17 protein-coding genes, 1 tRNA gene and 2 pseudogenes are annotated in these 22,555 nt (G+C 63.5%); 7 read left to right on the forward strand and 13 right to left on the reverse strand.

The features are described from left to right. Positions 1-330: 330 nt before the first annotated feature. Both H143_RS23215 and H143_RS23220 read right to left on the reverse strand, forming a co-directional pair. Complete coding sequence (locus H143_RS23215; RefSeq protein WP_019936805.1) at positions 331-462, reverse strand: type VI secretion system ImpA family N-terminal domain-containing protein; 132 nt, start codon at positions 460-462, stop codon at positions 331-333. An 80-nt stretch (positions 463-542) separates the two neighbouring features. Beyond that, positions 543-602, reverse strand: a pseudogene (locus H143_RS23220) (hypothetical protein); the annotation flags it as partial. 725 nt (positions 603-1,327) lie between these two features. On the opposite strand from H143_RS23220, the gene H143_RS0103310 reads away from it, so the two are divergent. From H143_RS0103310 to H143_RS19885, 3 genes are read left to right on the forward strand one after another with little or no spacing between them, the layout of a single operon-like run. Then, entirely contained in the window at positions 1,328-2,341 is a 1,014-nt protein-coding gene (locus H143_RS0103310) for an ABC transporter substrate-binding protein (RefSeq protein WP_019936806.1), read from the forward strand. Positions 2,342-2,356: 15 nt separating this feature from the next. Further along, the gene (locus H143_RS0103315; RefSeq protein WP_026349675.1) at positions 2,357-3,214 is read left to right on the forward strand and encodes a proline/glycine betaine ABC transporter permease; all 858 of its coding nucleotides are present in this window, start codon (positions 2,357-2,359) and stop codon (positions 3,212-3,214) included. Further along, positions 3,211-4,419, forward strand: a complete 1,209-nt coding sequence (locus H143_RS19885) for a glycine betaine/L-proline ABC transporter ATP-binding protein (RefSeq protein WP_019936808.1) — start codon at positions 3,211-3,213, stop codon at positions 4,417-4,419. Before H143_RS0103315 ends, H143_RS19885 begins: the two co-directional genes overlap by 4 nt. A 75-nt stretch (positions 4,420-4,494) precedes the next feature. Here the strand turns inward: H143_RS19885 and H143_RS23180 are convergent, their stop codons facing one another. From H143_RS23180 to H143_RS0103335, 4 genes and pseudogenes are all read right to left on the reverse strand, one after another. Then, positions 4,495-6,198, reverse strand: a complete 1,704-nt coding sequence (locus H143_RS23180; RefSeq protein WP_051094342.1) for a methyl-accepting chemotaxis protein — start codon at positions 6,196-6,198, stop codon at positions 4,495-4,497. A 431-nt stretch (positions 6,199-6,629) separates the two neighbouring features. Then, positions 6,630-6,977 carry an SDR family NAD(P)-dependent oxidoreductase gene (locus H143_RS21915; protein ID WP_231378449.1) on the reverse strand — a complete coding sequence of 116 codons (348 nt, stop codon included), beginning with the start codon at positions 6,975-6,977 and terminating at the stop codon, positions 6,630-6,632. Between the two features lie 28 nt (positions 6,978-7,005). After that, positions 7,006-7,140, reverse strand: a pseudogene (locus H143_RS23225) (SDR family NAD(P)-dependent oxidoreductase); the annotation flags it as partial. Next, positions 7,133-8,086, reverse strand: coding sequence for a hypothetical protein (locus tag H143_RS0103335; protein ID WP_019936811.1), 954 nt, complete (start codon positions 8,084-8,086; stop codon positions 7,133-7,135). The gene H143_RS0103335 and the pseudogene H143_RS23225, both read right to left, overlap by 8 nt. Positions 8,087-8,493: 407 nt before the next feature. Between H143_RS0103335 and H143_RS19895 the strand changes: the two genes are divergently transcribed. Then, positions 8,494-10,101, forward strand: coding sequence for a methyl-accepting chemotaxis protein (locus tag H143_RS19895; protein WP_019936812.1), 1,608 nt, complete (start codon positions 8,494-8,496; stop codon positions 10,099-10,101). Positions 10,102-10,191: 90 nt separating this feature from the next. Here the strand turns inward: H143_RS19895 and H143_RS0103345 are convergent. Then, positions 10,192-10,267 (reverse strand) — tRNA-Lys (locus H143_RS0103345). A 90-nt stretch (positions 10,268-10,357) separates the two neighbouring features. Continuing rightward, positions 10,358-11,359 carry a YeiH family protein gene (locus tag H143_RS0103350; protein WP_019936813.1) on the reverse strand — a complete coding sequence of 334 codons (1,002 nt, stop codon included), beginning with the start codon at positions 11,357-11,359 and terminating at the stop codon, positions 10,358-10,360. Between the two features lie 140 nt (positions 11,360-11,499). Between H143_RS0103350 and H143_RS0103355 the strand changes: the two genes are divergently transcribed. Both H143_RS0103355 and H143_RS22355 read left to right on the forward strand, forming a co-directional pair. Beyond that, complete coding sequence (locus H143_RS0103355) at positions 11,500-12,387, forward strand: LysR family transcriptional regulator (RefSeq protein WP_019936814.1); 888 nt, start codon at positions 11,500-11,502, stop codon at positions 12,385-12,387. Next, on the forward strand, positions 12,347-12,529 hold the full coding sequence (locus H143_RS22355; RefSeq protein ID WP_155803313.1) for a hypothetical protein: 183 nt from the start codon (positions 12,347-12,349) through the stop codon (positions 12,527-12,529). The genes H143_RS0103355 and H143_RS22355 overlap by 41 nt, the downstream gene beginning before the upstream one ends. 322 nt (positions 12,530-12,851) lie before the next feature. On the opposite strand, the gene H143_RS0103360 is transcribed toward H143_RS22355, so the two are convergent. The 3 genes from H143_RS0103360 to H143_RS0103370 form a co-directional block, all read right to left on the reverse strand. After that, a complete protein-coding gene (locus tag H143_RS0103360; RefSeq protein WP_019936815.1) occupies positions 12,852-14,240 on the reverse strand; it encodes a tripartite tricarboxylate transporter permease in 1,389 nt (462 codons plus the stop codon). Beyond that, a complete protein-coding gene (locus tag H143_RS0103365) occupies positions 14,237-14,731 on the reverse strand; it encodes a hypothetical protein (protein WP_196801275.1) in 495 nt (164 codons plus the stop codon). Before H143_RS0103365 ends, H143_RS0103360 begins: the two co-directional genes overlap by 4 nt. A gap of 112 nt (positions 14,732-14,843) precedes the next feature. Then, positions 14,844-16,130 (reverse strand): hydroxymethylglutaryl-CoA reductase, degradative, encoded by a 1,287-nt coding sequence (locus tag H143_RS0103370; protein WP_019936817.1) that lies wholly within the window; start codon positions 16,128-16,130, stop codon positions 14,844-14,846. 160 nt (positions 16,131-16,290) lie between these two features. Between H143_RS0103370 and H143_RS0103375 the strand changes: the two genes are divergently transcribed. Continuing rightward, positions 16,291-17,682, forward strand: coding sequence for a PLP-dependent aminotransferase family protein (locus H143_RS0103375; protein WP_019936818.1), 1,392 nt, complete (start codon positions 16,291-16,293; stop codon positions 17,680-17,682). 559 nt (positions 17,683-18,241) lie between these two features. Here H143_RS0103375 and H143_RS0103380 read toward each other — a convergent pair. Next, positions 18,242-20,452 carry a glycoside hydrolase family 31 protein gene (locus H143_RS0103380; protein ID WP_026349679.1) on the reverse strand — a complete coding sequence of 737 codons (2,211 nt, stop codon included), beginning with the start codon at positions 20,450-20,452 and terminating at the stop codon, positions 18,242-18,244. 195 nt (positions 20,453-20,647) lie between these two features. Beyond that, the gene (gene mnmC / locus H143_RS0103385; protein ID WP_155803314.1) at positions 20,648-22,510 is read right to left on the reverse strand and encodes an FAD-dependent 5-carboxymethylaminomethyl-2-thiouridine(34) oxidoreductase MnmC; all 1,863 of its coding nucleotides are present in this window, start codon (positions 22,508-22,510) and stop codon (positions 20,648-20,650) included. Positions 22,511-22,555 lie beyond the last annotated feature (45 nt).

The raw sequence follows: 22,555 nt of genomic DNA on the forward strand, positions 1-22,555 counted from the left end.
AGCCGGCCTTGCATTTGACGTGGAACTTTAATCGCGAGCGCGTTACTCAAACCAACAGAAAGCACGCAGCTGTGGGCGGCCTGTATCTAGGACAAACGCTAGGTTATGGTCTGTCCAGTCGCCGCAAATGCAAGCGACAGCGGTCCCTTGACCGGAAGATTGCCACCAGTGTGAACAGACAACGCCTGGACGGCGCCTCATCATCCTTTTCGGCGGCAATGGCATCGATGCCCTGCATGCATGCGCGCAAGCCTTCGACCAGTTCGGGTTCCTGCGCAGGCAGCGATGACCGGTGTGCTCCTCGCCATGCCCGGCGACGCGTTCGATCAGCTATTGCAGCGCATTGCGGCGCCTGCGCAGACGCGTCAGCGGTGGAAAAAGCGTGTCCCAATACGTGGCGAGCATGTCGCTGACGACGCGCAAACCCTCGACCAGGCCCGGCAGACCGCGCTGCTGCAACAAGGCGCCTGCCAGCTAGCAGGCCACCGCAGATCCTTGCTCTTAGTGGACAGGATCGTACCGGCTAACGTGGTGACCCGCCGCCAATCGAACGCGCCGCGAGTGACCGGATTGGACATCTCGCCAATCTCGGCCTGCCGCATACCGTCGTCGCTGCGCACATCGCTGACCGCGGGCTGTGCCGCGCTGATGGGCTGCTTGCCCAGGGTCGAATGGTCTTGTTCGCCGCTCAAAACCCCACTCTCTGGTTAAGAAATCGTCAAGAGGGGGCTTATTGCCCGCGAACCTGGAGCAGCAGCAACTTTTAATGCAGCCTCTGATGGACAAGCGCTAACTACACGCCACGAAAGAAATAATTCGCATCATATATTGCCAAAGTATAAGAAAAGCGGGACTGAATCCAATCTCCCAAACCCGCCCACCTGGCAAGCACGCTAACGATCCTGTATTGCCAGGAATAAGTAACTAAATAAAACGCAACTAATCAGACCGCAAATCGCTTCGTTTTAAGAGGGAAGAACGCACCCGCACCCCCACCATTCCAAGTGGGGGGAAATCATTATTTACCTAATCGTTTGTATCGAAATAATTCTAATTGACTTGATTTAAATCCAACTCCTCGTTAAGATCGCCCCATCTTTACTTAACTCTGTTCAATTTCTGTCAACGCAATGCGTTTTCGCAATACGCGGAATGCATGGCGTCGGCTGCCCTGATGAGTCCAGCCTCCCTGGCTGGCGTCTCATATCTACCGGTGTCGGTTTGTATTGGCGGTTCTGCCCGTCTTCCGCACACCCCCCTTTGGCTACACGGCATAGACCGGCAATCCTGCCGGCCTGTGTCCTTGAACCTATGGAGGCAAAAGTCTATGCGTTTCCCCTTCTGCAAGATCCTGGCCGGTCTGGCCCTCTTTTCCGCCTGTGCAGGCATGGCACAAGCTGCCACTGCGCCGAAGGCGGCCGTACAGTGCGAGATCAATCGCCCCGTCAAATTCGGCGGCATGAATTGGTCGTCCAACCTGGTCATGGTCGAGCTCGAGCGCTTCATCATGGAAAAAGGCTATGGCTGCCAGACCCAGGTGCTGCCTGTCGAAACCCTGCCGGCACTGGCCGCGCTGGAGCGCGGCGACCTGGATATCAACTCCGAGGTCTGGCTCAACAGCGTGGCCGAACCTTGGGCCAAAGCACTCAAGACCGGCAAGGTCGCACGCCTGGGCGAACTGTACCTGGGCGGTGAGGCCTGGTTCATTCCGCGCTACACGGCCAAGCGCCTGCCCGGACTGAAATCGGTAGCCGATCTGCCCAAGTACAAGAAGCAATTCCAGGACCCCGAAGAGCCGTCCAAAGGCCGCTTCTATACCTGCCCCGCCGGCTGGGGCTGCGAAGTCACCAACGGCAACCTGTACCGCGCGTTCAAGCTGAGCAGCAGCTACACGCTGTATTCGCCCGGCACCGGCGCGGCGCAAAAGGCGGCGATCATGTCGGCCTACCAGCGCAAGCAGAACATCGTCTTCTATTACTGGTACCCCACCCCCCTGGTGGGAGCGCTGGACCTGGTCAAGCTGCAGATGCCGCCCTACGACGCCAAAACGCACCCGTGCCTGACCTCGCCTTCATGCAAGAATCCGCAGCCCAGCGGCTACCCGTCCAACCCCGTATTTACCGCGGTCAACACGAAGTTCGAGAAACAGGCGCCCAAGCTGACCGGGTTCCTGTCCAAGGTGTCCATTCCGCTGCCCGAATTGAACGCAACGCTGGCTCACATGCAAAAGACGGGCGACGAGGCACCGGACGTGGCCAAGTGGTTCCTCAAGAACGAAGGCGCGACCTGGAAGCAATGGGTTCCGGCCGATGTGGCCCAACGGGTCCAGGCCGCGCTGTAAGCGGCGAGGATGTCCATGTTTCCTGAAATCGTTTCTGCGCGCGGAATGCGCGACGGCATCGACGCCTTCGTACAGCACATCGTCACGCGCTACGGCGACCAACTGCAGGCCATGTCGATGCCTTTCCTGCACGCCCAGGTGTGGCTGGAGCAATTGCTGCGCGGCGCTCCCTGGTGGGCCGTGGTGCTAGCGATCATGCTCATCGCCTGGCTTGCAGGCCGGCGCATCGGCCTGAGCCTGGCGATGGGCGTGCTGCTGTGCCTGGTGGGCGCCATCGGCCTATGGGCCGCGGCCATGCAGACGCTGGCGCTGATGATCATGGCAACCGCGAGCTCCGTGGTGATCGGCATTCCGCTGGGTGTGTTAATGGCGCGCGTCGACTGGCTGCGCACTATGTTGCTGCCCCTGCTGGACGTCATGCAGACCATGCCCAGCTTCGTGTACCTGATCCCGGTGGTGATGCTCTTCGGGCTGGGCAACATCCCGGCCATTATCGCCACAGTGATCTATGCCGTGCCGCCGCTGATACGCCTGACCGATCTGGGCATACGCCTAGTCGACCGGGAGGTGCTGGAGGCCGCCCGCGCCTTCGGCGCCAATCCGCGCCAGCAATTGTTCGGCGTGCAGCTACCGCTGGCTTTGCCGAACATCATGGCCGGCATCAACCAGACCACCATGATGGCTCTGTCCATGGTGGTGATCGCCTCAATGATCGGCGCGCGCGGCCTGGGCTACGAAGTGCTGCTTGGCATCAACCGCCTGGAGGTGGGCCGCGGGCTGCTGGCCGGCCTGGGCATCGTGGCGCTGGCCGTGGTGTTCGACCGCATCACCCAGTCCTATGGGCACCGCGTAAGCAAAGGAGGACAGCGATGAGCAAGATCGAAGTCTGCAATATCGACAAGATTTTCGGTCCACGCCCGAACCGGTGGCTGCAGGCCGTGCGCGACGGCATGAGCAAAGAAACCCTGCTGGCCAAGAGCGGCCACACGCTGGGACTGCGCGACATTAACCTATCCATCGAAGAAGGCAGCATCTACGTCATCATGGGCCTGTCCGGATCGGGCAAGTCCACGCTGATTCGCCACTTCAACCGGCTGATCGAACCGAGCGCGGGCAGGATATTGGTCGACGGCATCGACGTCACTGCCCTGGACGCGCGCGCGCTGGAATCTTTCCGGCGCCAGAAGATGAGCATGGTGTTCCAGCACTTTGGCCTGTTTCCGCATCGCACGGTACTGGAAAATACTGCATACGGACTGGCCGTGCAGGGCGTGTCTCGAGCCGAATGCGAACGGCGCGCCCGGCATTGGCTCGTCCAAGTGGGACTGTCGGGCTTTGAAATGCAATACCCGCACCAGATTTCGGGCGGTATGCGCCAGCGCGTGGGGCTGGCCCGTGCCTTGGCCACCGATGCCGAAATTCTGCTGATGGATGAAGCCTTCTCGGCACTCGACCCTTTGATACGACGCGAAATGCAGGACCAGTTGCTGCAGCTACAGGCCCAGCTCAACAAGACAATCGTGTTCATTACGCACGACCTGGACGAGGCCTTGCGACTGGGCAACCGCATCGCCATCCTGAAGGACGGCGAATTGGTTCAAGAAGGCACGCCGGAGGACATTCTGCTCAGGCCGTCCAGCGATTATGTCCAGGCCTTTCTGCAGGACGTCAACCGCACCAAGGCGCTTAATGCCACCCACGTTCTCAACCCGCCGAGCCTGACGCTGACCATGCGTTCGCGCCCGGACCGCGCGCTCGAACAGATGTCGGTACTGGGCTATCAGTACGCACCGGTGCTCGACGGCAAGCGCCTGGCCGGCGTGCTGACTGTCGAGGCGGCCAGGCAAGCCCGGGAAAAAGGACAGCGGGATATCTCAACGATGGTGGACGAACTGGCGTCGGTGCCCGCGACAGCGGGCCTGGATCAGGTGCTGGCACAACTGGTGCACAGCGACCAACCCGTGGCGGTCACCGGCGAGGACGATGAATTCCTGGGAATGCTATCGCGCAAGAAAGTGGCAGATTTTGTCGCGCCCGCGACGGCAACGGCCGACGCAGAAGACGCGGCGCAATCGTGACCAGCCGTCCCTGAGAGGATGCCATGCAGGCATAAAGGACGGCCGTCCTTTATGCCAACCCGGCTGACATGACCGTCAGAAGGATTCCCAATCGCCTTCTTTGTGCTCAATCGCGGCTACCGCTGCTCGGGACGGCTTGGGCGAAGGTGGAGACGCCGGGGCGGCAATGCGCTTGCGTGGCGGCGTCGAGGCTGGCCTGGCCTGGACGACAGCTTGAGCCTGGACGATCGGTTGCGCCGTCATGCCGGCAAATTTGAAGTACGACACCGCGCCTGTCAAATCGTGCGCCTGCTCCTGCAGGGATTGCGCCGCGGCGGCGGCCTGCTCCACCAGCGCCGCGTTCTGCTGCGTCATCTGGTCCATCTGGGAGACTGCCGTACCGATCTGGTCGATGCCGCGGCTCTGCTCGTCCGACGCGTTGGAGATCTCCGAGACGATCTGCGACACGTTGCGGATCGACTGGCGCACTTCGCCCATCGTCGCGCCCACCTGCGAGGCCTGCCTGGCGCTGTTCTCGACCAGGGCCACCGACGAACTGATCAAATCCTTGATTTCCTTGGCCGCCGACGCCGATCGCTGCGCCAGTGTGCGCACCTCGCTGGCCACCACAGCAAAGCCGCGCCCCTGCTCGCCGGCCCGCGCCGCCTCCACCGCCGCGTTTAGCGCCAGGATATTAGTCTGAAAGGCGATGCCCTCGATCACCCCGGTGATCTCCGAGATACGCGCAGAACTGCTGCTGACCTCGCCGATGGTGCCGACCATGGCCTGCACCGCTTCATTGCCCGTGTCGGCCAAGTCGGCCGCGCCACCGGCCAGCGCATTGGCCTGACGGGCATTGTCCGCGTTCTGCTTGACGGTCTCGGTCAGCTCGGTCATGCTCGCGGCCGTCTGCTCCAGCGACGCGGCCTGCTCCTCGGTGCGCGTCGACAGATCCATATTGCCGCTGGCGATTTGACTTGAGGCCGAGGACACCGATTCGGCCGAAACCTGGATACTGTGCACGATGGACGACAGCTTCTCGTCCATGGTCTTGAGCGCGGCCAACAGATGGCCGAACTCTCCGCCCTGGTCCACGATCACGCGGTTTTCCAGCTTGCCGCCGGCCACATCCTGGGCAACGCGAACCGCCCGATTCAGCGGCCGGGTAATGACGCGCAGCAGCCAAACACCCGACAGCACACTGACGATCAGGCCAACTCCGAGTAGCAATATCGAGGTAATCCGGAAATTTATGTAGATATTATGCGTTTGATCCGAGGCATCGATTGCCTGCTGGCGATTGATGTCGACATCACGCGTTAATTCAGCAACCAACGCCGCCGTTTCCGGGCGATCGCGCAATATCCTTTGAATTGCGTCGGCCTTCTTGCCCGCGAGGGCCTCTGCTACGATGGCGTCGGCAGACGCGTAAAACGCAGGCAGTGCGGCGTTGATCTTGTCGGCGACAGCCTGTTCTTCAACAGTCGAGACATCGGCCGGATAGTAGCTCTTCCAGATATTGTCGAGGTGCGCTTCGTACTGCTTCATGGCGGCAATATCTTTCTGCAGCGCGGCCGGATCGCTCTCTCCCAAAGCCCGAAAATACTGAGTGCGGACATCCTGCAGCGCAGAGCGGGCACTGCCCATCTTAATGATGGACGCGATATTGCTGCCGGAAATTGCGGCAGCAGTACTGTCTACTCTATAGAGACCGATAATTCCAAGGCTGCCAATAACGATCATTATCGCGAGGCTAAAGAGCATCATCAGCGCGATCTTGGACTTTATTGTTTGAAACATTCTTTCTTCCCTTTTGTCGAGACTTTCTTGCGTTTAAATTTCGCCGCTGGTTTGTCTGACCAAGGCAAGCCCTAATTGCTTTTTCCCGCAGTGTAAGATAGTTACCATACCTATATCAATACGTGTCTAGATATACAAATACAATACAACGGCAATACCCCTAGTCTTACTCTGTCATAAAAAGCAAGGCATTATGTGAGCATCTTTATTCCTTGGGTGCGGAACGATGGATGCCGTGGGCCGTTTTGACCAATTTCTGGAGCACTTGGCGGCGAGCCATGCGCAGGCCATGCCACCCAGGGCCTGACCTTGATGCCATTCGCGAGAGCGTGCCTTGTTCGGCCGCGCGATACCCATCGCAGACTGAGCGCGTGGAAGCGCAGCGGTCTGCCGCTCACATTGGGGGGGGCAGAACGAACCGGCGCTATGAGTTATGCCTGAAGCATTCCGGCAGCCCAAAAGCCGCCGTCGACGGCAAGCGTCTGGCCCGTGACATACCCCGCGTCGTCGGTTGCAAAAAATGCAACCGCGGCCGCGGCTTCCTCGGGCAGGCCGTACCGGTTCAAGGGAACCGAACGCAGATACTGCCCGCGCGCCGAGGCGGAATGTTTGCGCGCGAGCGGTGTCTCTATCGGGCCGGGCGCGACGGCGTTGGCGGTAATTCCATGAACGGCGAATTCGACCGCCATCTGCCGCGTCAGTCCGATCAGCGCCGTCTTGGAAGTACCGTAGCTTGCGCGTCCGACCCCGGCGCGGATACCGCTCGCTGGTCGAGGCAATATTAATGATCCTGCCCCAGCGGTGTTCTTTCATGCACTTGGCGGCATGCTGCGCCAGCGAAAGCGGCCCGGTGACGTTGACCTCGAACGTGCGCCGCCATGCATCGACCGGCAAGTCTTCGAAGGGCGTCAGGCTTGCAATGCCGGCCTGGCCGCTATGCATGCGCAAATTCGATCGGTTCGACCAGGAGTTCGAACGTTACGAGGACCGGGTTCGCGCCTCGCCGAAGACGCCCCTCGCTGAGACCGCCCAGGTGATCGACGAGAGAGACGTCGATCGTCGCGGCAAGGCCGCCCTGCTCCGTCGTCGAAACAACGCCCTCGCGGATGAATACCTCCGTCGCGATGGGCAGCACCTGCGCGCCGTCGTCGAAAGTCGTACCGATGAGGCTCCCGACCCCGCCATGCACCCGGGCCCGGGCGATTTCGCGCGCCGTGCATTCGGCCTCAAGTGCGGTGCAGAAATCTTCATTGGGGCGTATCGACATTGCAAACGGGCCGTTTTTGCGCGGCGCAAAGCCGGATACCGCAACCGGCTCGAACAGGGAGAATCCCGTTTCTCGGCTCGGAACGACCTCGAAACACGCGCCGTCCAGAAACCATATCGAGGCATCGATCGGCTCGGCGATCATGGCGTCGTCGGGCAGCACATGCCCGCTCAGGCGCCGGCCGGCAACGTCGCGCCAGATGCCATGACAATGGAACCACGGCGAGCAATCGCGCCGGCCCAGGGTCATGCTCGCGCTTTCCAGGCGGACGGTGCCCTGCAGTTCGTGGCGATCGCTGAAATACACCGCATGCTCCGGCGTCGAAGACAAAGCCGGCATGCAGTACGCGAAGGGCGTGAAGGCGCCGCCGCGCAGCCGGGCGACGGCGCCTTGTGTATGGTTGGCCTCAAGGATCGCGGTCACCGCCGCAAGCAGCGTCATGCCCGCCGGCAGTTTTACCTCGGCATGCCGGACGTCGCAGTCCACCGTACAGCGCCGCTGGGCGGCAATGGGGCCTGGATGCTCAATGTGGCGCACCGCTCTTCTCCTTTGCGGCTTCGCGCCCGGCGCAGGCACCACCGCGCTCGCGGCAAACCCGGTGCCTTTGCGAAAAGCCGGCATCGCCTTATTTGCATGAAGGTCCACAGAATGGACCTAGTAGCCATGAAGTTTTATTCCTTGCCCAATATATCAGACTAAAAGCATTGAATATCAAAATGCGGAACAACCCCAAACCTGCATGCCAGGCCTGAAATCGACAAATAGTCCATATAGTGGACCAACTCGAGCAATTTCCTTTCTGGAACGGTGAAATCCCAGACCGACGCGGACATCTGCTCCCGGGATACCCGGGAGATGCTTGAACAGGATCTTGTGCCATGGCACTAAAGAGAATCGGCCCGCGCGCTGCAACCACGCCATCGCAATGGCGGCAGGGCAGACTGTTGACATTTGTTTACTTGGTGCCCTCGGCCCCCAACCTTACCTTACTTGGTACCCTCGCCCCCCCAACCTTATATGAGACGTTCATGACTTTTCTTTCCCGTTTGTCGATCAATAGCCGAATTGCCGTGGCAATGGGCTTTCTGGGTCTGTTGCTGATCTGCATAGGCGCCATTGGCCTGGTTGGTATGACCGCGAGCAATCAGGCGAACCGACAGACGTATTCGGTGCAGATGCCCAAGTCCATCGCGGTCGGCGAAATGACGATCTTCGTCGGCCGGCAGCGCACGACGCTGGATCGCTGCGCCATCAACCCCGGCTCGGACGATGCGAAGAGAATGTACGGGATCGAGACCCAGGTCAAGGCTGCCGCCGACAAGGCCTGGAAGCAGTACATGGCGATGCCGCGCGACCAAGGCGAAGATCGCCTGGCGGCGCAAGTCGACAAGAGATACCAGGAAACCGAGCGGGAGCTGGACAGGTACCAGGAAGCCACGCTCAAGGGCGACAGGGACAGCATCCTCAAGCTGATGGTCAGCGTCGGCACCGTCTACACCCAGATGCAGATCGCCGCCAACGCCCTCAAGACCTACCAGTTCGACCAGGCCAAAGCCGCATACGATGCGACCGAACGCACCTACAAGCGCTCCGTCTTCGCCAGTGTTGCCGCGATCATCATCGGCGTGCTGGCCGCCCTCGCCAATTGGGCCGCTCTGCGTCGTGCCATCGTGGGCCCGGTGAACGAGGCAATTTTCCATTTCAGCCGCATTGCCGCCGGCGACCTGAGCGGCCACATCCGGGTGCAATCGCGCGACGAAATGGGCCGCATGCTGCAAGGCCTTGTGGACATGCAGCAAAGCCTGACGCGGATCGCCGTCTCGCTGCATGACGGCAGCGACGCGATCGCCACCGCGACCCGCGAAATCGCCTCCGGCAATGCCGACCTGTCGGCTCGCACCGAATCGCAGGCCGCGTCGCTGGAGCAGACTGCGGCAAGCACAGAACAGTTGCTGGGGACGGTCAAGCAGACCGCCGAGAACGCCCGGCATGCCAACACCCTGTCCTCATCGGCGGCCGATATCGCACGCAAGGGGCATGATGTCATGTCCCGGGCCGTGGGCACCATGGGCGAGATCAGCCAGAGTTCCTCGGCCATCTCGGAGATCACCGCGATGATCGAAAGCATCGCCTTTCAGACCAATATTCTTTCGCTGAACGCGGCGGTCGAGGCCGCGCGCGCCGGCGAACAGGGCCGCGGCTTCGCCGTCGTGGCCAGCGAAGTACGCGCGCTGGCCCAGCGCTCATCGACCGCCGCCAAGGAAATCAAGGACCTGATCCTCAAGTCGACCTCGCGCATCGAGGCGGGTTCGTCGCTGGTCAACGAAGCGGGCGGCACCATGAACGAAATCATCGAAGCCGTGGGCCGCGTGAACACCATCATTGCCGAGATCGCCTCGGCCGCGCAGGAACAGAGCCGCGGCCTGGGCCAAGTCAGCAGCGCGGTCAACGACATGGACCAAGCCACCCAGCGCAACGCCGCGCTCGTCGAAGAAGCTGCCGCGGCCGCGATGTCGCTGCAGGACGAAGCTCAACGGCTCGCGCAGACTGCCACCTCGTTCAAGCTGCAAGCCTCTACGCAAGCGACGGCTCAGCAGCTCGGGCAAGCAGCCCCGCTGCGCCTGGCCGCTGCCTAGCAGACCTGGCCTGGGCCTAGCTGCCCGGCGGACAAAGAAAAGCCCCTGCGGTGATTAAAGACCGCAGGGGGCTTGGTTTTTTGCAATTCTTGGTGGGCCGAGCGAGACTCGAACTCGCGACCAACGGATTAAAAGTCCGCTGCTCTACCGACTGAGCTATCGACCCCCGTCTAGCCAGCGATTATGGCATATCTCGAAGAGCCAGGTCAAAACACCCTCCCCGATCTGCCCTGCCTGCGCCGGCCGGGGACCTGCCTTACATCTGCCCCATCAGCACCTGCACGAGCAGGCTGCTCACGGATACCGCGGCCCAGACACCCAGGCCGAGCAGGATAGGACGCACGCCGGTCTGCGCCATGCGCCGCAAGTTGGACGAAAGCCCGATGGCGGTCAGCGCCACGACGATCATGACATCGGCTGCCATGTGAATGAAAGGCAGGACGCTGGCCGGAAACGCCCCCGCAGTGCGCAAGGCCGAGGCGACCAGGAACCACAGAATGAACCAGGGAAACACGCGCGCGAGCTTGAAATCGCTTTTGCCGTGGCGCTTCTCGCGGTAGGCGACGATAGCGACCAACGCGAGGCAAATCGGGATGATGAGCGTGGCGCGCGTGAGCTTGACGATGGTCGCGTAGTCGCCGGCGGCCTTGCTGTAGCTGTAGCCGGCGGCGACCACCGACGAGGTGTCGTTGATGGCGGTGCCCGCCCACATGCCGAAGCCCGAATCGGACAAGTGCAGCAGATGACCCAGAGCGGGGAACAGCAGCACGGCGACAATATTGAACAGGAAGATGGTCGAGATCGAGAACGCTGTCTCGTGCTGATCCGGCTTGATGATGGGCGTCACCGCGGCGATGGCCGACCCGCCGCAGATGGCCGTGCCCACGCCGATCAGCAGCGTGAGCTTGCCGCCGACCCCGAGAAAACGCCCCAGGCCCCAGGCGGACAGGCCGGCGATCGACATGGTCACGGCCGTGACGGCCAGCGAATTCAGGCCGGTATGGGCCACCTGCGCCAGGCTCAGTCCCGCGCCCAACGCGATGATCGACCACTGCAGCACGTACTTCGATGCAAAGCCGATGCCGGAGTTGTAGCGCTCGTGCGGCGCGAAGAACGCCCGCACCAGGATGCCCAGAATGATGCCGAACACCGGGCCGCCGATCACGGGTTCCATGTGGCCGAGCCAGAGCGCGACACAGGCCACGGCCACGGACAGCAGCAGACCCGCGGGGACGGTGTGCAGGGAAAGACGGCGCATGACGAAGATCCTTTTCAAATGCGATAGCTGCCCGATGCAGTGGTGCGATAGGCGCGCGCTTAAAACAGGAGCAAATTATGGCCATCGGTTATATATAAATAAAATACAATTATATGATGCTTACCATATAGAAAATGCATATGAATCTTCACCACCTGGCGATCTTCAACGCCGTTGCGGAAACGGGCAGCATCTCCGCTGCAGCGCAGCAACTGCATATCTCCCAGCCCGCCCTGTCGCGCGAGATCAAGGAGTTCGAGGACCGCCTGGGCGTCGTGCTGTTCGAGCGCCGGCCTCGCGGCATGCGCATGACCCACGCCGGAGAAGTGCTGCACGAATACGCGGCCCGTCTGTTCGACATCTCGCGCACCGCCCAGGCTGCAATGCAGGAAATCGCCGATGCGCGCAAGGGCCACCTGTCGATCGGCGCCAGCAACACGAACGGCACCTATGTCCTGCCCCGGCGCCTGGCCACTTTCCGCCGCGCCAATCCAGACGTACGCATCACCATGTTCGTCGGCAACACCGAACAGATATCCCAGGGGGTCGCGGACATGCGCTTTACCCTGGGCTTTATCGAAGGCCCTCTGCACGTCGGCGGACTGGTGGCAGAGCAGTTCCAGACGGACGATCTGGTGCCCGTGGTAGCCGCGGACCATGAACTGCTGCGCAAAAAGCGGGTCACGACGGCCGACATCGACAACCAGCCGCTATTGATGCGCGAACACGGCTCCGGCACGCGCGAACTCATTACCGAAATGCTGGACGCCAACGGCATCCGGCAAGGCAGCGTGATGGAATTCGGCAATACCGAGGCATTGAAGCAGGCTGTGATGCACGGCGGCGGCATCGCATGGCTGCCGCGCATCAGCATCGCAAGAGAACTCGACGAAGGCACACTGGTCGCCCTGCCGCTCAACAACCTGATGGTTCAGCGGCCACTGAGCGTCATCCGGCGCGCCAATGCGCCGCTAAGCCCGACGAGCGATGCATTTCTTCAGGCGCTGCGCGACAGTCTCGGCACATGAGTCCTGCGCCGCGGCGCAGGCGAGAACGCGCCCCGGCGCGGCGGCCGATCTGGCCAGGCCCCTGGTCGACGACGTGCACGCCTATGCCGGCAAGGCCGGACAATTCGGTGACATCACGCTGGCGGTGATACGACACCTATGAAATTACTGTTGCGCATACTGCTGCCGACCATCATGCGGCTGACCGGCCACCTGGGGGCAGGCGCGAGCCGCCACGGCCGGCGCCGCTGCGTCGGCGCCACCGCCCGCCGAAAACTGCGTCCTTCACACCCTGCCGCATACCCGCCCCGACGGCCGCAAATAGCCCCTGGGCTACTACGACGTCGGCAATCACTCGGCATATCCGCGAACCCTGCGCGCCGTCGTCGAATGCCTGCAGAAGCCGGGCTGGCTGACTTTGCCGCCCCTGCCAAAACCGGACCACCAGCGGCGAACTTGCGCGGGCAGTCCGGTTGCACTGCCTGTCACATGAAGAGTTTGACCAAGGCCGGCACGCTCAATACCGCAGTGTAGAAACCCATGAACTGCACGCCCGTATTGAGTCCGAATGCTCGATACATCAGGCCGCCGACCAGACCGACCGTCGTTACCACGAGCAGGCCCGCCACGCCGCCCTCCCAGAAGCCGATCACCACCACCAGGCCGACAAATGTCGCGATGATGGCTTCGTGACTCAGGCGGCGCGCGACGAACGAAGCAGCGCGATGCGCATAGTTCATCGACAGCGGATAGGCAATCACCGCCGCCAGCACCACAGCCAGCAGGCCATAGACAAGGAAAGCGCCCGGCGTCATCAGCGTGTGCAGATTGTGGATCTGTCCATCCGCGCCGTGGACCGTGAAACGCGGCGGTGCGTTGAACAGTGGCGCCGCCGGCCCCGCCGCCACGGGGCTGAGCGGCAGGCCGAAGGCGATCAGCGGAATCAGCGCCTCGGCGATGTAGGTCGCCTCGGTCACGCCGTTGCGCGCGGCGATCACCGTTGTGAGCCGGTGATAGGCGTTGTGGACGCGCGCGGCCACCGCCTCGCCCAGCACTACTGTCATGGCGACCGGGCTGAAGAAGAACGTCGCGCTGGAAATGGCAGCCGTGCCGACAGTCAGGCCCGCCTGCCGCCGATCAAGCACCTTCAGCGGATTCGGGAAGTACCCGCCCCAGCCCTTGATATCAGGCGCAAGCGAGAAAGTGCGCGGCGCCTCGCGCAACATGGCCTGGCGGCTGCGGGGCGACAATAGCGAGAACAGGTCGGCCACGAGCGGACCCACCGCGATGCCCAGGAAGTAGCTCACACCCAGCGTCACGTGATAGCGCGCGGTGAGCGCCTGCAGCCCCACGATGATCAGGACGAAGGGCACAAGCGCTGCGACGGCGGCCCAGCGACCCGCCGAGAGATACGCGATCAGGACGGCCGCGGCCAGGAATAGCCACGGCACATAGGGCGTGATCTTCGCGCCGTAGGGCGCGAGCAGCCAGGCGAAGGCGACCGCAAGCGGCACCGCCACGAAGGCGGCGATGATCGCTCCCGAAACCATCTTGCGCAAGGCGATATGCGGCACGCCCAGATTGCGCAGGGCGACGGCCTCGTCCATGAGCGGCACGGCCATCGTGTCGCCGGGGATGCCCAACAGCGCGGTCGGGATGGCGTGCGTCATGTGCTTGGATATGGCGCCCGCCATGAAGAACATGAAGACCCCGGCAGGCGGCACGCCCAGCAGCGCGACAAGCAGCGTCAGCGGCGCGATCGTGGTGGTTTCGTCCGTGCCCGAAACCAGGCCTATCGCCGCGAATACGACGGCGCCGATCACACCCATCGCCACGGCGGCCCATACGTCTTGAAAAATGGAAGCCGCCATCATGCCACCCCTCTGCTGCCCGCATGTTCGAGCGCGACCTCGTTGGTCGCGTTGCGCGCTTCGGCGCCGGCGAAAAGGTCGTAGAGGCCCGCTTCTTTCATCTCGGCCACCACATAGGCCGGCAGCAGCCTGATCGAACCTTGCGGTCCCGCTTCGACGACGAGGCGATCGATCAGTTCCGCGCGCATGCCTTCGTCGGATGCCTCCTGCTCGACCACGACGCGCTTGGGCTTGAAGAGCCGGGCACAGATGGCCCCTGCCACCAAACAGCCGCCCAGGCCCACGAGCATGGCATACGCCCGCCCCATCGCAGCCTGGGCGACCAGCGGCTGCAGGAACCGCAGAGCCAGTTCGAAAGCGCCAAAGCTGACCGCGGCGCCGATCAGCACCGACCAGCCCAGATGCCTCGTATCGACCGTATCACCCCATACCTCGGCATATCGCGGACTCGCGCCTGCGCCGGCCTGTCGGCCAAAGTCCTTCATCGTTTGCATGTCTACCTCCATTGATGGACGTTATTGTTTTCCCGAAAAACTACCGGGGTACCGCCTGTTTCGCCGCAGGTATGCTGCGCGCCCGCGGCTTTCTTTCTTCAAGGACGCGCTTTCATGCCTTGCGCCGCTGCGCAAGCAGGGTTGCGGCAAAGTCGGCGCGCACATCCCCGGCTTGGACCATCTGACGCGCAACCCAGTCGACATCGGCGCCCGCGGCACCCGCGACCAGCGCAATGTTGCGCGCATGCAGCGCCATATGACCGCGTTGAATGCCTTCGGTCGCCAATGCGCGCAAGGCGCCCATGTTCTGCGCCAGCCCGACGGCGACGGCGATTTCGCCAAGCTCCTGCGCCGATTTCACGTCCATGATCTTGAGCGCCTGCCGCGCGAGCGGATGCGTTTTGGTGGCGCCGCCGACCAGACCCACCGGCATGGGCATTTCGATGGTACCGACAAGATCACCGTTGGAGGCCACTTCCCACGTCGTCAGAGAGGTGTAGCGGCCGCCGCGGCTCGCATAGGCATGGGCGCCAGCCTCCACGGCACGCCAATCGTTTCCGGTCGCCACGATGATCGGATCGATGCCGTTCATGATGCCTTTGTTGTGGGTCGCGGCCCGGTACGGGTCGATCGCCGCGAAGAGATAGGCATCTACCACCCCCGTGATCACGTCCGCGCCCGAATACTCTTTCGTGGCCAGCGTCGCAGGCGCATAACGCACCTGCGCACGCGCCAGGCGCAGGTCGGCCAGGTTGGACAGGATGCGCAGGCGCACTTTGCCGCCCGTGATCTGCTCGATGCGACCGGCAAGAGCCTCGGCCATGGTGTTGACGGTGTTCGCGCCCATCGCATCGCGCACGTCGACAATCAGGTGCGCGACCACCATCGCGCCGCGCGGCGTGTCCTGGAACACATGAACTTCGATGTCGCGGCAGCCGCCGCCCAGGCCGACCAGCACCCTGTCGCGGCTATTCGCCAATTCGACCAGTTCCTGTCTGTGCTCGAGAATGGACAGACGCGCGCCATGCGGATCGCTGACCTCGACCACTTGTATCTGCGCCCGCATCAGCGGCCCGGTGCTGGATGTGCGAAAGCCCCCGCCCACGCGCGCGAGCTTGGCCATGAATGAGGCGGCGGCCACGATAGAGGGCTCCTCCACCGCCATCGGCACGAGCACGTCCCGGCCGTTGACCTGGAAGTAGCCCGCCACGGCCATGGGCAGTTCGAAGGTGCCGATGACGTTCTCGATCATGCCGTCCGCCGTTTCGATCGGCAGGGCGCCGGGACGCGACAGCAGCGCGTGATCCGCATCGGACAAGCCGGCGGCGCGGGCGATGTGCTGCAAGCGCTGAGCGGGCGTGAGTTTGCGGAAGTCGGGAAGCGTCGAATCGATGCCCATTGCGTGTCTCCTTGGTTTTATCAATCACCGCCGCGTTGCAGGCGACGTTCAATTGGGCAAATGATGGGTCAACTGTACCCATATAAAAAGGCACACTTTCTTAGAACAGTTTTGTCGGTGTACCCTAAACACCCATCTTGCTGTGCAACAAGGACTCGACATGGCGCAACCGGGATCTGGCCTGGCGCGATCAATCGCGGACAATCTGGCCGGACAAATCGAGGCGGGGCTGCTCAAACCCGGCGACAAACTGCCGTCGATCCGGGAATACGCCATGAGCAACGGCTGTTCGAAGAACACCGTGATCAGCGCGTTCGACATCCTCACCGCGGGCGGCCTGATCGAACCGCGCCGTGGCGCCGGCTTCTTCGTCACGGCGCGCTCGACGCGCGCGCGTACCGACGAGGCCGAGACCTCGACGCTCGACCGCGCCATGGACATCGTCTGGCTGATGCGCGAGCAGTTGCGCAGCAAGGCGGAATTCTTGAATCTGGGCGAGGGTTTTCCGCCCATCAAATGGCTGGAAGAAACGCGGCTGGATCAGTTCCACCAGCGCGTCGTGCGCACCGGCGTGGGCTCGCTGTTCCGCTACGGCAGCCGCTATGGCTATCTGCCGCTGCGTCAGCACCTGCAGCAAAAGCTGGCGGGCTACGAGATCCATGCCACGCCCCGGCAGATCGTCCTGACCCACGGCGCCAATCAAGCGATGGACCTCGTACTGCGCTACTTCGCGCGGCCCGGCGATGCCGTGCTGGTCGACGATCCCGGCTATTACACGCTATTCGGCAAGCTCAAGCTGAGCGGCATCAACATGCTCGGCGTGCCGCGCAGTCAAGACGGCCCCGACATCGAAACGCTGGCGGCATTGATCAAGCAGCATCGGCCCAGGCTCTTCTTCACGCAGTCGGTAGGACACAACCCCACCGCAACCGACACGAGCGCCGCAAAAGCCCACCAGATACTGCGATTGGCCGAAGCGCACGATCTGGTCGTTGTCGAGAACGATGCGCTGGCCGACCTGAAGCCGCGCCCGATGGCGCGCATCGCCACGCTCGACCAGTTGCGCCGCACGATCTACATCGGCAGCTTCTCCAAATCCGTGTCGGCGTCGCTGAGAGTGGGCTTTCTTGCCTGTGACCCGGAGCTGGCCAGCGACCTTGCCGATGTCAAAATGCTCACACATGTCAGCAGTTCGGAGTACTGCGAGCGGACGCTGGAAGTGATCCTGAGCGAAGGCCATTTCCTGCGGCACACGAATCGCATGCAGGACAAGCTGCGGCGCGCCACGGCGGCCGGCATCAAGGCGCTCGAGGAAGTTGGCGCGATGATTTACCGGCCTACCGAGCAGAGCCTGTATTTGTGGGCGCGCTTGCCGGGGCACGAGGATTCGATCGCGTTGGCGCGCAGGATGCTCGATCACAGCGTCATTCTCGCGCCGGGCGCCGTATTCTCGCCTCGTGGCGAAGGCCCATCACCCTGGTTTCGATTCAATGTCGCGTATCTGAACGATCCGCGCTTTGCCGCGGCGCTCCACGCAATCGAATCCGCCTGAACCGCGGCAAGGCCCAGAACGGCTTCGTCCACAAGCTGCGCATCGGCAAATACCGCGCCGAGCGCGCGGCCCTCACTCTAGCCGTCCACGCCGCAGCGCTCAGCTAGGCGCACGTCCCGCAGTTCGCGTCTGATGCATTCGGCCAGGCAATCTACGGCGATATTCTTCCCGCAGCGGTGCTTGCAGGCGTCCAAGGCCTCGACGTCGCATGTAATACTTTGTGATAATTCGGCGGCACCCTTTCCACCTAACCCAGGTCGCCGTCGCTCCATGACCGAATCGTCAAATTCCAGCGTAGCGGCGCTGCATGAGAACACGACTCGCGGTGTACTGCCCATGATCGGCTAATGCGCGATCCGCTGCAGGAACAGGACTGCACGGGAATCGCTCGACGAACTGCCCGAAAGCATGCGCAACATCATGCTGCTCTTGGGCAGGGACGACCTTACTTACGAAAAAGCCCCCGCCTTGCTGAGCACGCCGGACGGAGCCATTCGCAGCGGCTGCGAACCAGGCCCGACCCGCCCCCAGACTCAGGCACGCCGAACGCGTCAAGAACTCAACGCGCGTGCGAAATCCGCACTTCCGCCCCGCGCCGCTTCACTTCGAGCCCCTCGGACGGCAGAATCCGCAAGCCTTCCAACCCCTTGATGTAACTGGACCCCTGCATCTGCATCACACGGATCTTGTTGCGCATCACCACCGGATTGTGCACGGGCATGCCGAACATCCAGACTTCGTCCAGGATGCGCGCCGAATTGAACTCGCCTGCGTGCTGGGCCAGCGGCCCCATGCAGAGCATATGGCCTTCGCGGCCGAACACCGGGTACTGCTCGGGACCGCAGGTCAGCGTCCAGACCGTGCCGCCCTCGTAGCGGTGGCCTGTATTCAGGTCCCACCAGGCCTCGCCCTTGGGCAGATAGACCTTGACCTCGCTGCCAGGCTTGGTGATTGGCGCCACCAGCAGGGCCGGACCCAGCAGGTATTGCAGGTCCCAGGCATGCGCGTCGGGGTCGTTGGGAAAGGACATAGCCATGGAGCGCTGCACGGGCAGGCCCGTGCGTGCGGCGTCCTCGATTGCGCCAAGCACGTAAGGAATGAGGCGATAGCGCCAGTTCATCCAGGTGCGGGCATGGTCCAGCGTCTGCGCGCCGAACGCCCAGGGCATCAGGCCCTCGACCCCCTGGAAGCTGAAGTTGGCCGAGAACACGCCCATGGCGAGCCAGCGCAGATAGAGTTCGGCGTCCATGCCGTCCAGCGGGGCGCTGGCCGAGCCGATATTGTGCGTCTGCACCGGCACGCCGCTGGCACCGATGGACAGCGATGTGCGCAGACTGTGTTCCAGGCCCTCCCAGCTGTTGGGCACTTGCGGTCCGGTCTGCCAGGGCAGGCGCTGGACCGCGGGGAACAGATCGGTGCTGGGAATCACCCCTTCCGGCGGCACCTTGTGGCCAGCCACGGCGTCGAACAGCGCGCGGCGCGCCAGCAGCGGGTACTGCGTGCGCAACGACGCGCCGCTTTCGCCGCTGCGTCCGCACACACCGTCGGGAATATCGATCTGGGTACTGCAGGCCGGCGCGCCCACGCCGTCCTCCATCAACTGACGATGGCGATCCACCCACAGGTTGTAGGCATCGCGGTGAGTCAGATCGAGCAGGCCATACGCACGGCCGCCCGTGGCCGCGCATCCGTCAAAGACCTGCGCGCCACCCTCGTCCCGGGCCAACAGCCAACCACGGTCCTCCAGTTCCTCGAACAAGGCGCTGCCCTGCGGCACGGCAGGAAGACACGATGCGGACACGTGCACGTGGTGTTTCTGGAACAGCCCCAGCATTTGTTTGGGATCGGGAAAACGCTGGCCATCCCATTCGAGCGCAAACTTGTCGGACTGCAAGCCCCAGGCTGCCGGCATTCCCAGCGACACCGCATCCAGCGGGATCTGCTCCGTGCGCAGGCGTTCAACCAGCGCGGCCGTCTGCTCGGCCGATTCGCCCGGCGCCTGCTGCAGCCAGGCCCCCATGGCCCATAGCCCGGGCTGACCCGCACGACCCGTCAGCGCCGTATATTGGTTGAGGATTTCGCCGGGTTCGCCGGCGAAGAGAAAGAGATCCAGCACCGGATCGGCAATCGTCAGCACATAGGCCGAGCCCGATGGCGCCACGCCCGGCGCGTGCTCGACACGGTGCAAGGTGTTGGCGTAGAGGCCCCAACCGCGCGGACTCCAGGCCAGGGGCAAGGCGCGGTACGTGGGATCGTCCGATACGATATCTTCACCGCGGCGGTTCAGATCGCCCGGGGTTTCGCCCAGGCCGTAGACGTGCTCCCCGGTCTTGAGCACGAAGCTCGCAGTCCAGGTGGCGTCTTCGGGTCTATCCAGTTCCTGATGGGCGAATGCCTCACTTGCGGAGGAAGACAGCACAGCATGCCCGCCACGCGACAAGGTGATGCGCAAAGGCTTGGTCTGCACGTCGAGCGTTGCGTCGCCCTGCTCGATGCGCCAGCCGCCCGCGCGCGGCGCGACAGTCGCTTCGCCCACGGCCTCCTGGCGCGCCAGCAGCATTTCGGCCAGCACGCGCGCACGCGGGCTGGCTTTCTCGTCGCTCAGGAGGGCGGGATCGCCGCAGCGCAGGCGGAACACGCCGGGCGCATGGGCTTCGACCGCCAAGGACAGGCCGCCCCCCAGGTCGAAATCGATGCGGCTGGGACGGCTCGTCGACAGCTGGGCGTTTTCAAGCGGGGTGAGTTGGACTAAGCTGGACTTAGGCGGCACGGCAAGACACCTCGGGTTCTGGGCCAGAAAGCTAAAAGCCTCTATTTTGACGGATTTGGCTTTTGAAATAAACTCGGCGCCCTTCGGACCCGGGCCGACTGTGTGCGAAACGGGTGCGAAACGGGTGCGAAACCAGGGATTTTCGGCCCTTTGACTGCCCTTTTGGGGCTACAAAAAAAAAGCTGCCCTCTCCCCCTAGCGGGGCAGAATCTGGGCGATCAGGTCGGTTTCCAGGGGCAAGGGCTCGCCGCAGAGCCAAGCGGCGATCAAATCCCCGCCCAGGGCCGACCAGCTCAGGCCGCGCGAAGCATAGCCGGTCGCCAGCCAGACGCCGTCGGCATGGGCCAGCGGCCCGATGGCCGGCAGGCGACCGGGCAACACCGCCCGCCAACCGGCCCAGCCGGGAAGATCGCCGGCCGGCAGCCCACGCAAAGCCAGCCCTGCGCCTGCATCCAGCAGCCCAGCCGCCTTGTCCAGATTGACGCGCTGCCCTGCGGCGCCGGCCTCTGCCCGCGCGGCGCCGTGCACATAAGTGCTGCCCGCCACACACCAGCCTTGCACCTCGGGCAGCAGATAGCCCTCGCCTCCCACGATGCAGTGCGGGCCGCCGCGCAACGCGCAAGCGGGTATTTGCGTGACTTCGCCGGCCAGAGCATGCATCTGCGCCAATCTGGGCAAAAAAGGGTCCAGCAGGCCGCTGGCCCGCAGCAACGCCGGCGCCTGGGCGGCACAGGCCAGCACAACTTGATCGGCTTCGGCCAACACGAGGCCCCGTGCGTCGCAAGCCTGCCACATCCCGGCGGCCGGCCGGATGCACGCGACCATGCCAGCCCGGCGAGTGACGCCCGGCCTGGACAAAAGCGCAGCGACCAGACGATCCGGCCGCACCAGCAGGCCGTCACGGAAATACACGCCGCCGCGCGCCACCGGCAGCCCTGCCAGTCGCCCCGCTTGGCCGGCGTCGACGAAACGCGCCCAGTCCTCGGGAAAAGCCAGACAGGAAAGGGCCTCGGACAGGGCCGCGGCCCGGCCAACATCGCGCTCCAGCTGCAAGGTGCCGCAGCGGCGCACAGCCTGATCCAGGCCGGCCCAGCGGTGCAAGGCGCGCAGGCTGCCGGCCCGCGACAGGCGCGCCCGCGGATTGTCATCGCGCGCGATCACCGGCGTCAGCGCGGCAGCCAAATGGCCGCGATGCGCGCCCGCGTCGTCGTCGGGCGCCAGCACCGTCACTTGCCGTCCGCGCAGCGCCAGCGCCTGGGCCACGCCGGCCCCTGCCAGGCCCGCACCGATCACCAGCACCGGCGCCGGGTCGGCACAGGGCAGTGCGGGACCCGGCACGGCCTGCGCGGCACGCCTGCCCACGGTCATGTGCAACTTGCCGTAGCCCTGCTCACGTTTTATTTCGAAACCGGCCGCGGCCAGCGTGCGCCGTACATGGCCCACGCTGCACCAGGTCGCCAGCGTGGCATCGGGCGCGGCCAGGCGCGCCAGCACGCCCAGCATTTCGGGCGACCACATCGCAGGGTTGCGGCTGGGCGCGAAACCGTCGAGAAAATAGGCGTCCACGTGCGCGGACAAGCGTGGGGCGACCGCCGCAGCCTCGCCGAAAGCGAGGGTCAGCGTGACGGCGCCATCTTCGAATTCCAATCTGTGCAGGCCGGGCAGACGCTGCGGCCATTGCTCAACCAGGAAATCGGCCAATGCGCGCAGTTCTCGCGGCAGATGCCGATCCCAGGCCGCACGCAAAGCCCCGCGCTCCAGCGGATGTCCTTCGATCGACACCACATGCAAGCGTGCCACGCGCCGCGGATCGGCACGCCAGGCGCGCCACAGTGCCAGAAAGTTCAGGCCCAGCCCAAAGCCGGTCTCGCACACCGTGAACCGGGCGCGGCCCTGCCAGCGCCGGGGCAGATCGTTGCCGCGTAGGAATACCTGCTCGGCCTGCCCCAGCGCATCGGTACGCGAGTGATAGACGTCGCCGTAGGATGCGCTGAACGGGTGCCCCGCATCATCGAACGACAAGGTCGCGGGCTGCAAGGGTATGTAGGAAGAAGACATGGAATTTTGCAAATGCGCCGCCAACATAACAGAAGCCGTTGGCTA

Source organism: Bordetella sp. FB-8, from assembly GCF_000382185.1.
In the GTDB taxonomy this organism is placed as follows: Bacteria; Pseudomonadota; Gammaproteobacteria; order Burkholderiales; family Burkholderiaceae_B; genus Bordetella.

Bases quoted from the DNA above. Each gene is read 5' to 3' on its own strand.
- H143_RS0103310 (WP_019936806.1), top strand. From the start codon at position 1,328: ATGCGTTTCCCCTTCTGCAAGATCCTGGCCGGTCTGGCCCTCTTTTCC.
- H143_RS0103315 (WP_026349675.1), top strand. From the start codon at position 2,357: ATGTTTCCTGAAATCGTTTCTGCGCGCGGAATGCGCGACGGCATCGAC.
- H143_RS19885 (WP_019936808.1), top strand. From the start codon at position 3,211: ATGAGCAAGATCGAAGTCTGCAATATCGACAAGATTTTCGGTCCACGC.
- H143_RS23180 (WP_051094342.1), bottom strand. From the start codon at position 6,198: ATGTTTCAAACAATAAAGTCCAAGATCGCGCTGATGATGCTCTTTAGC.
- H143_RS0103335 (WP_019936811.1), bottom strand. From the start codon at position 8,086: ATGCCGGCTTTTCGCAAAGGCACCGGGTTTGCCGCGAGCGCGGTGGTG.
- H143_RS19895 (WP_019936812.1), top strand. From the start codon at position 8,494: ATGACTTTTCTTTCCCGTTTGTCGATCAATAGCCGAATTGCCGTGGCA.
- H143_RS0103350 (WP_019936813.1), bottom strand. From the start codon at position 11,359: ATGCGCCGTCTTTCCCTGCACACCGTCCCCGCGGGTCTGCTGCTGTCC.
- H143_RS0103355 (WP_019936814.1), top strand. From the start codon at position 11,500: ATGAATCTTCACCACCTGGCGATCTTCAACGCCGTTGCGGAAACGGGC.
- H143_RS22355 (WP_155803313.1), top strand. From the start codon at position 12,347: ATGCATTTCTTCAGGCGCTGCGCGACAGTCTCGGCACATGAGTCCTGC.
- H143_RS0103360 (WP_019936815.1), bottom strand. From the start codon at position 14,240: ATGATGGCGGCTTCCATTTTTCAAGACGTATGGGCCGCCGTGGCGATG.
- H143_RS0103365 (WP_196801275.1), bottom strand. From the start codon at position 14,731: ATGCAAACGATGAAGGACTTTGGCCGACAGGCCGGCGCAGGCGCGAGT.
- H143_RS0103370 (WP_019936817.1), bottom strand. From the start codon at position 16,130: ATGGGCATCGATTCGACGCTTCCCGACTTCCGCAAACTCACGCCCGCT.
- H143_RS0103375 (WP_019936818.1), top strand. From the start codon at position 16,291: ATGGCGCAACCGGGATCTGGCCTGGCGCGATCAATCGCGGACAATCTG.
- mnmC (WP_155803314.1), bottom strand. From the start codon at position 22,510: ATGTCTTCTTCCTACATACCCTTGCAGCCCGCGACCTTGTCGTTCGAT.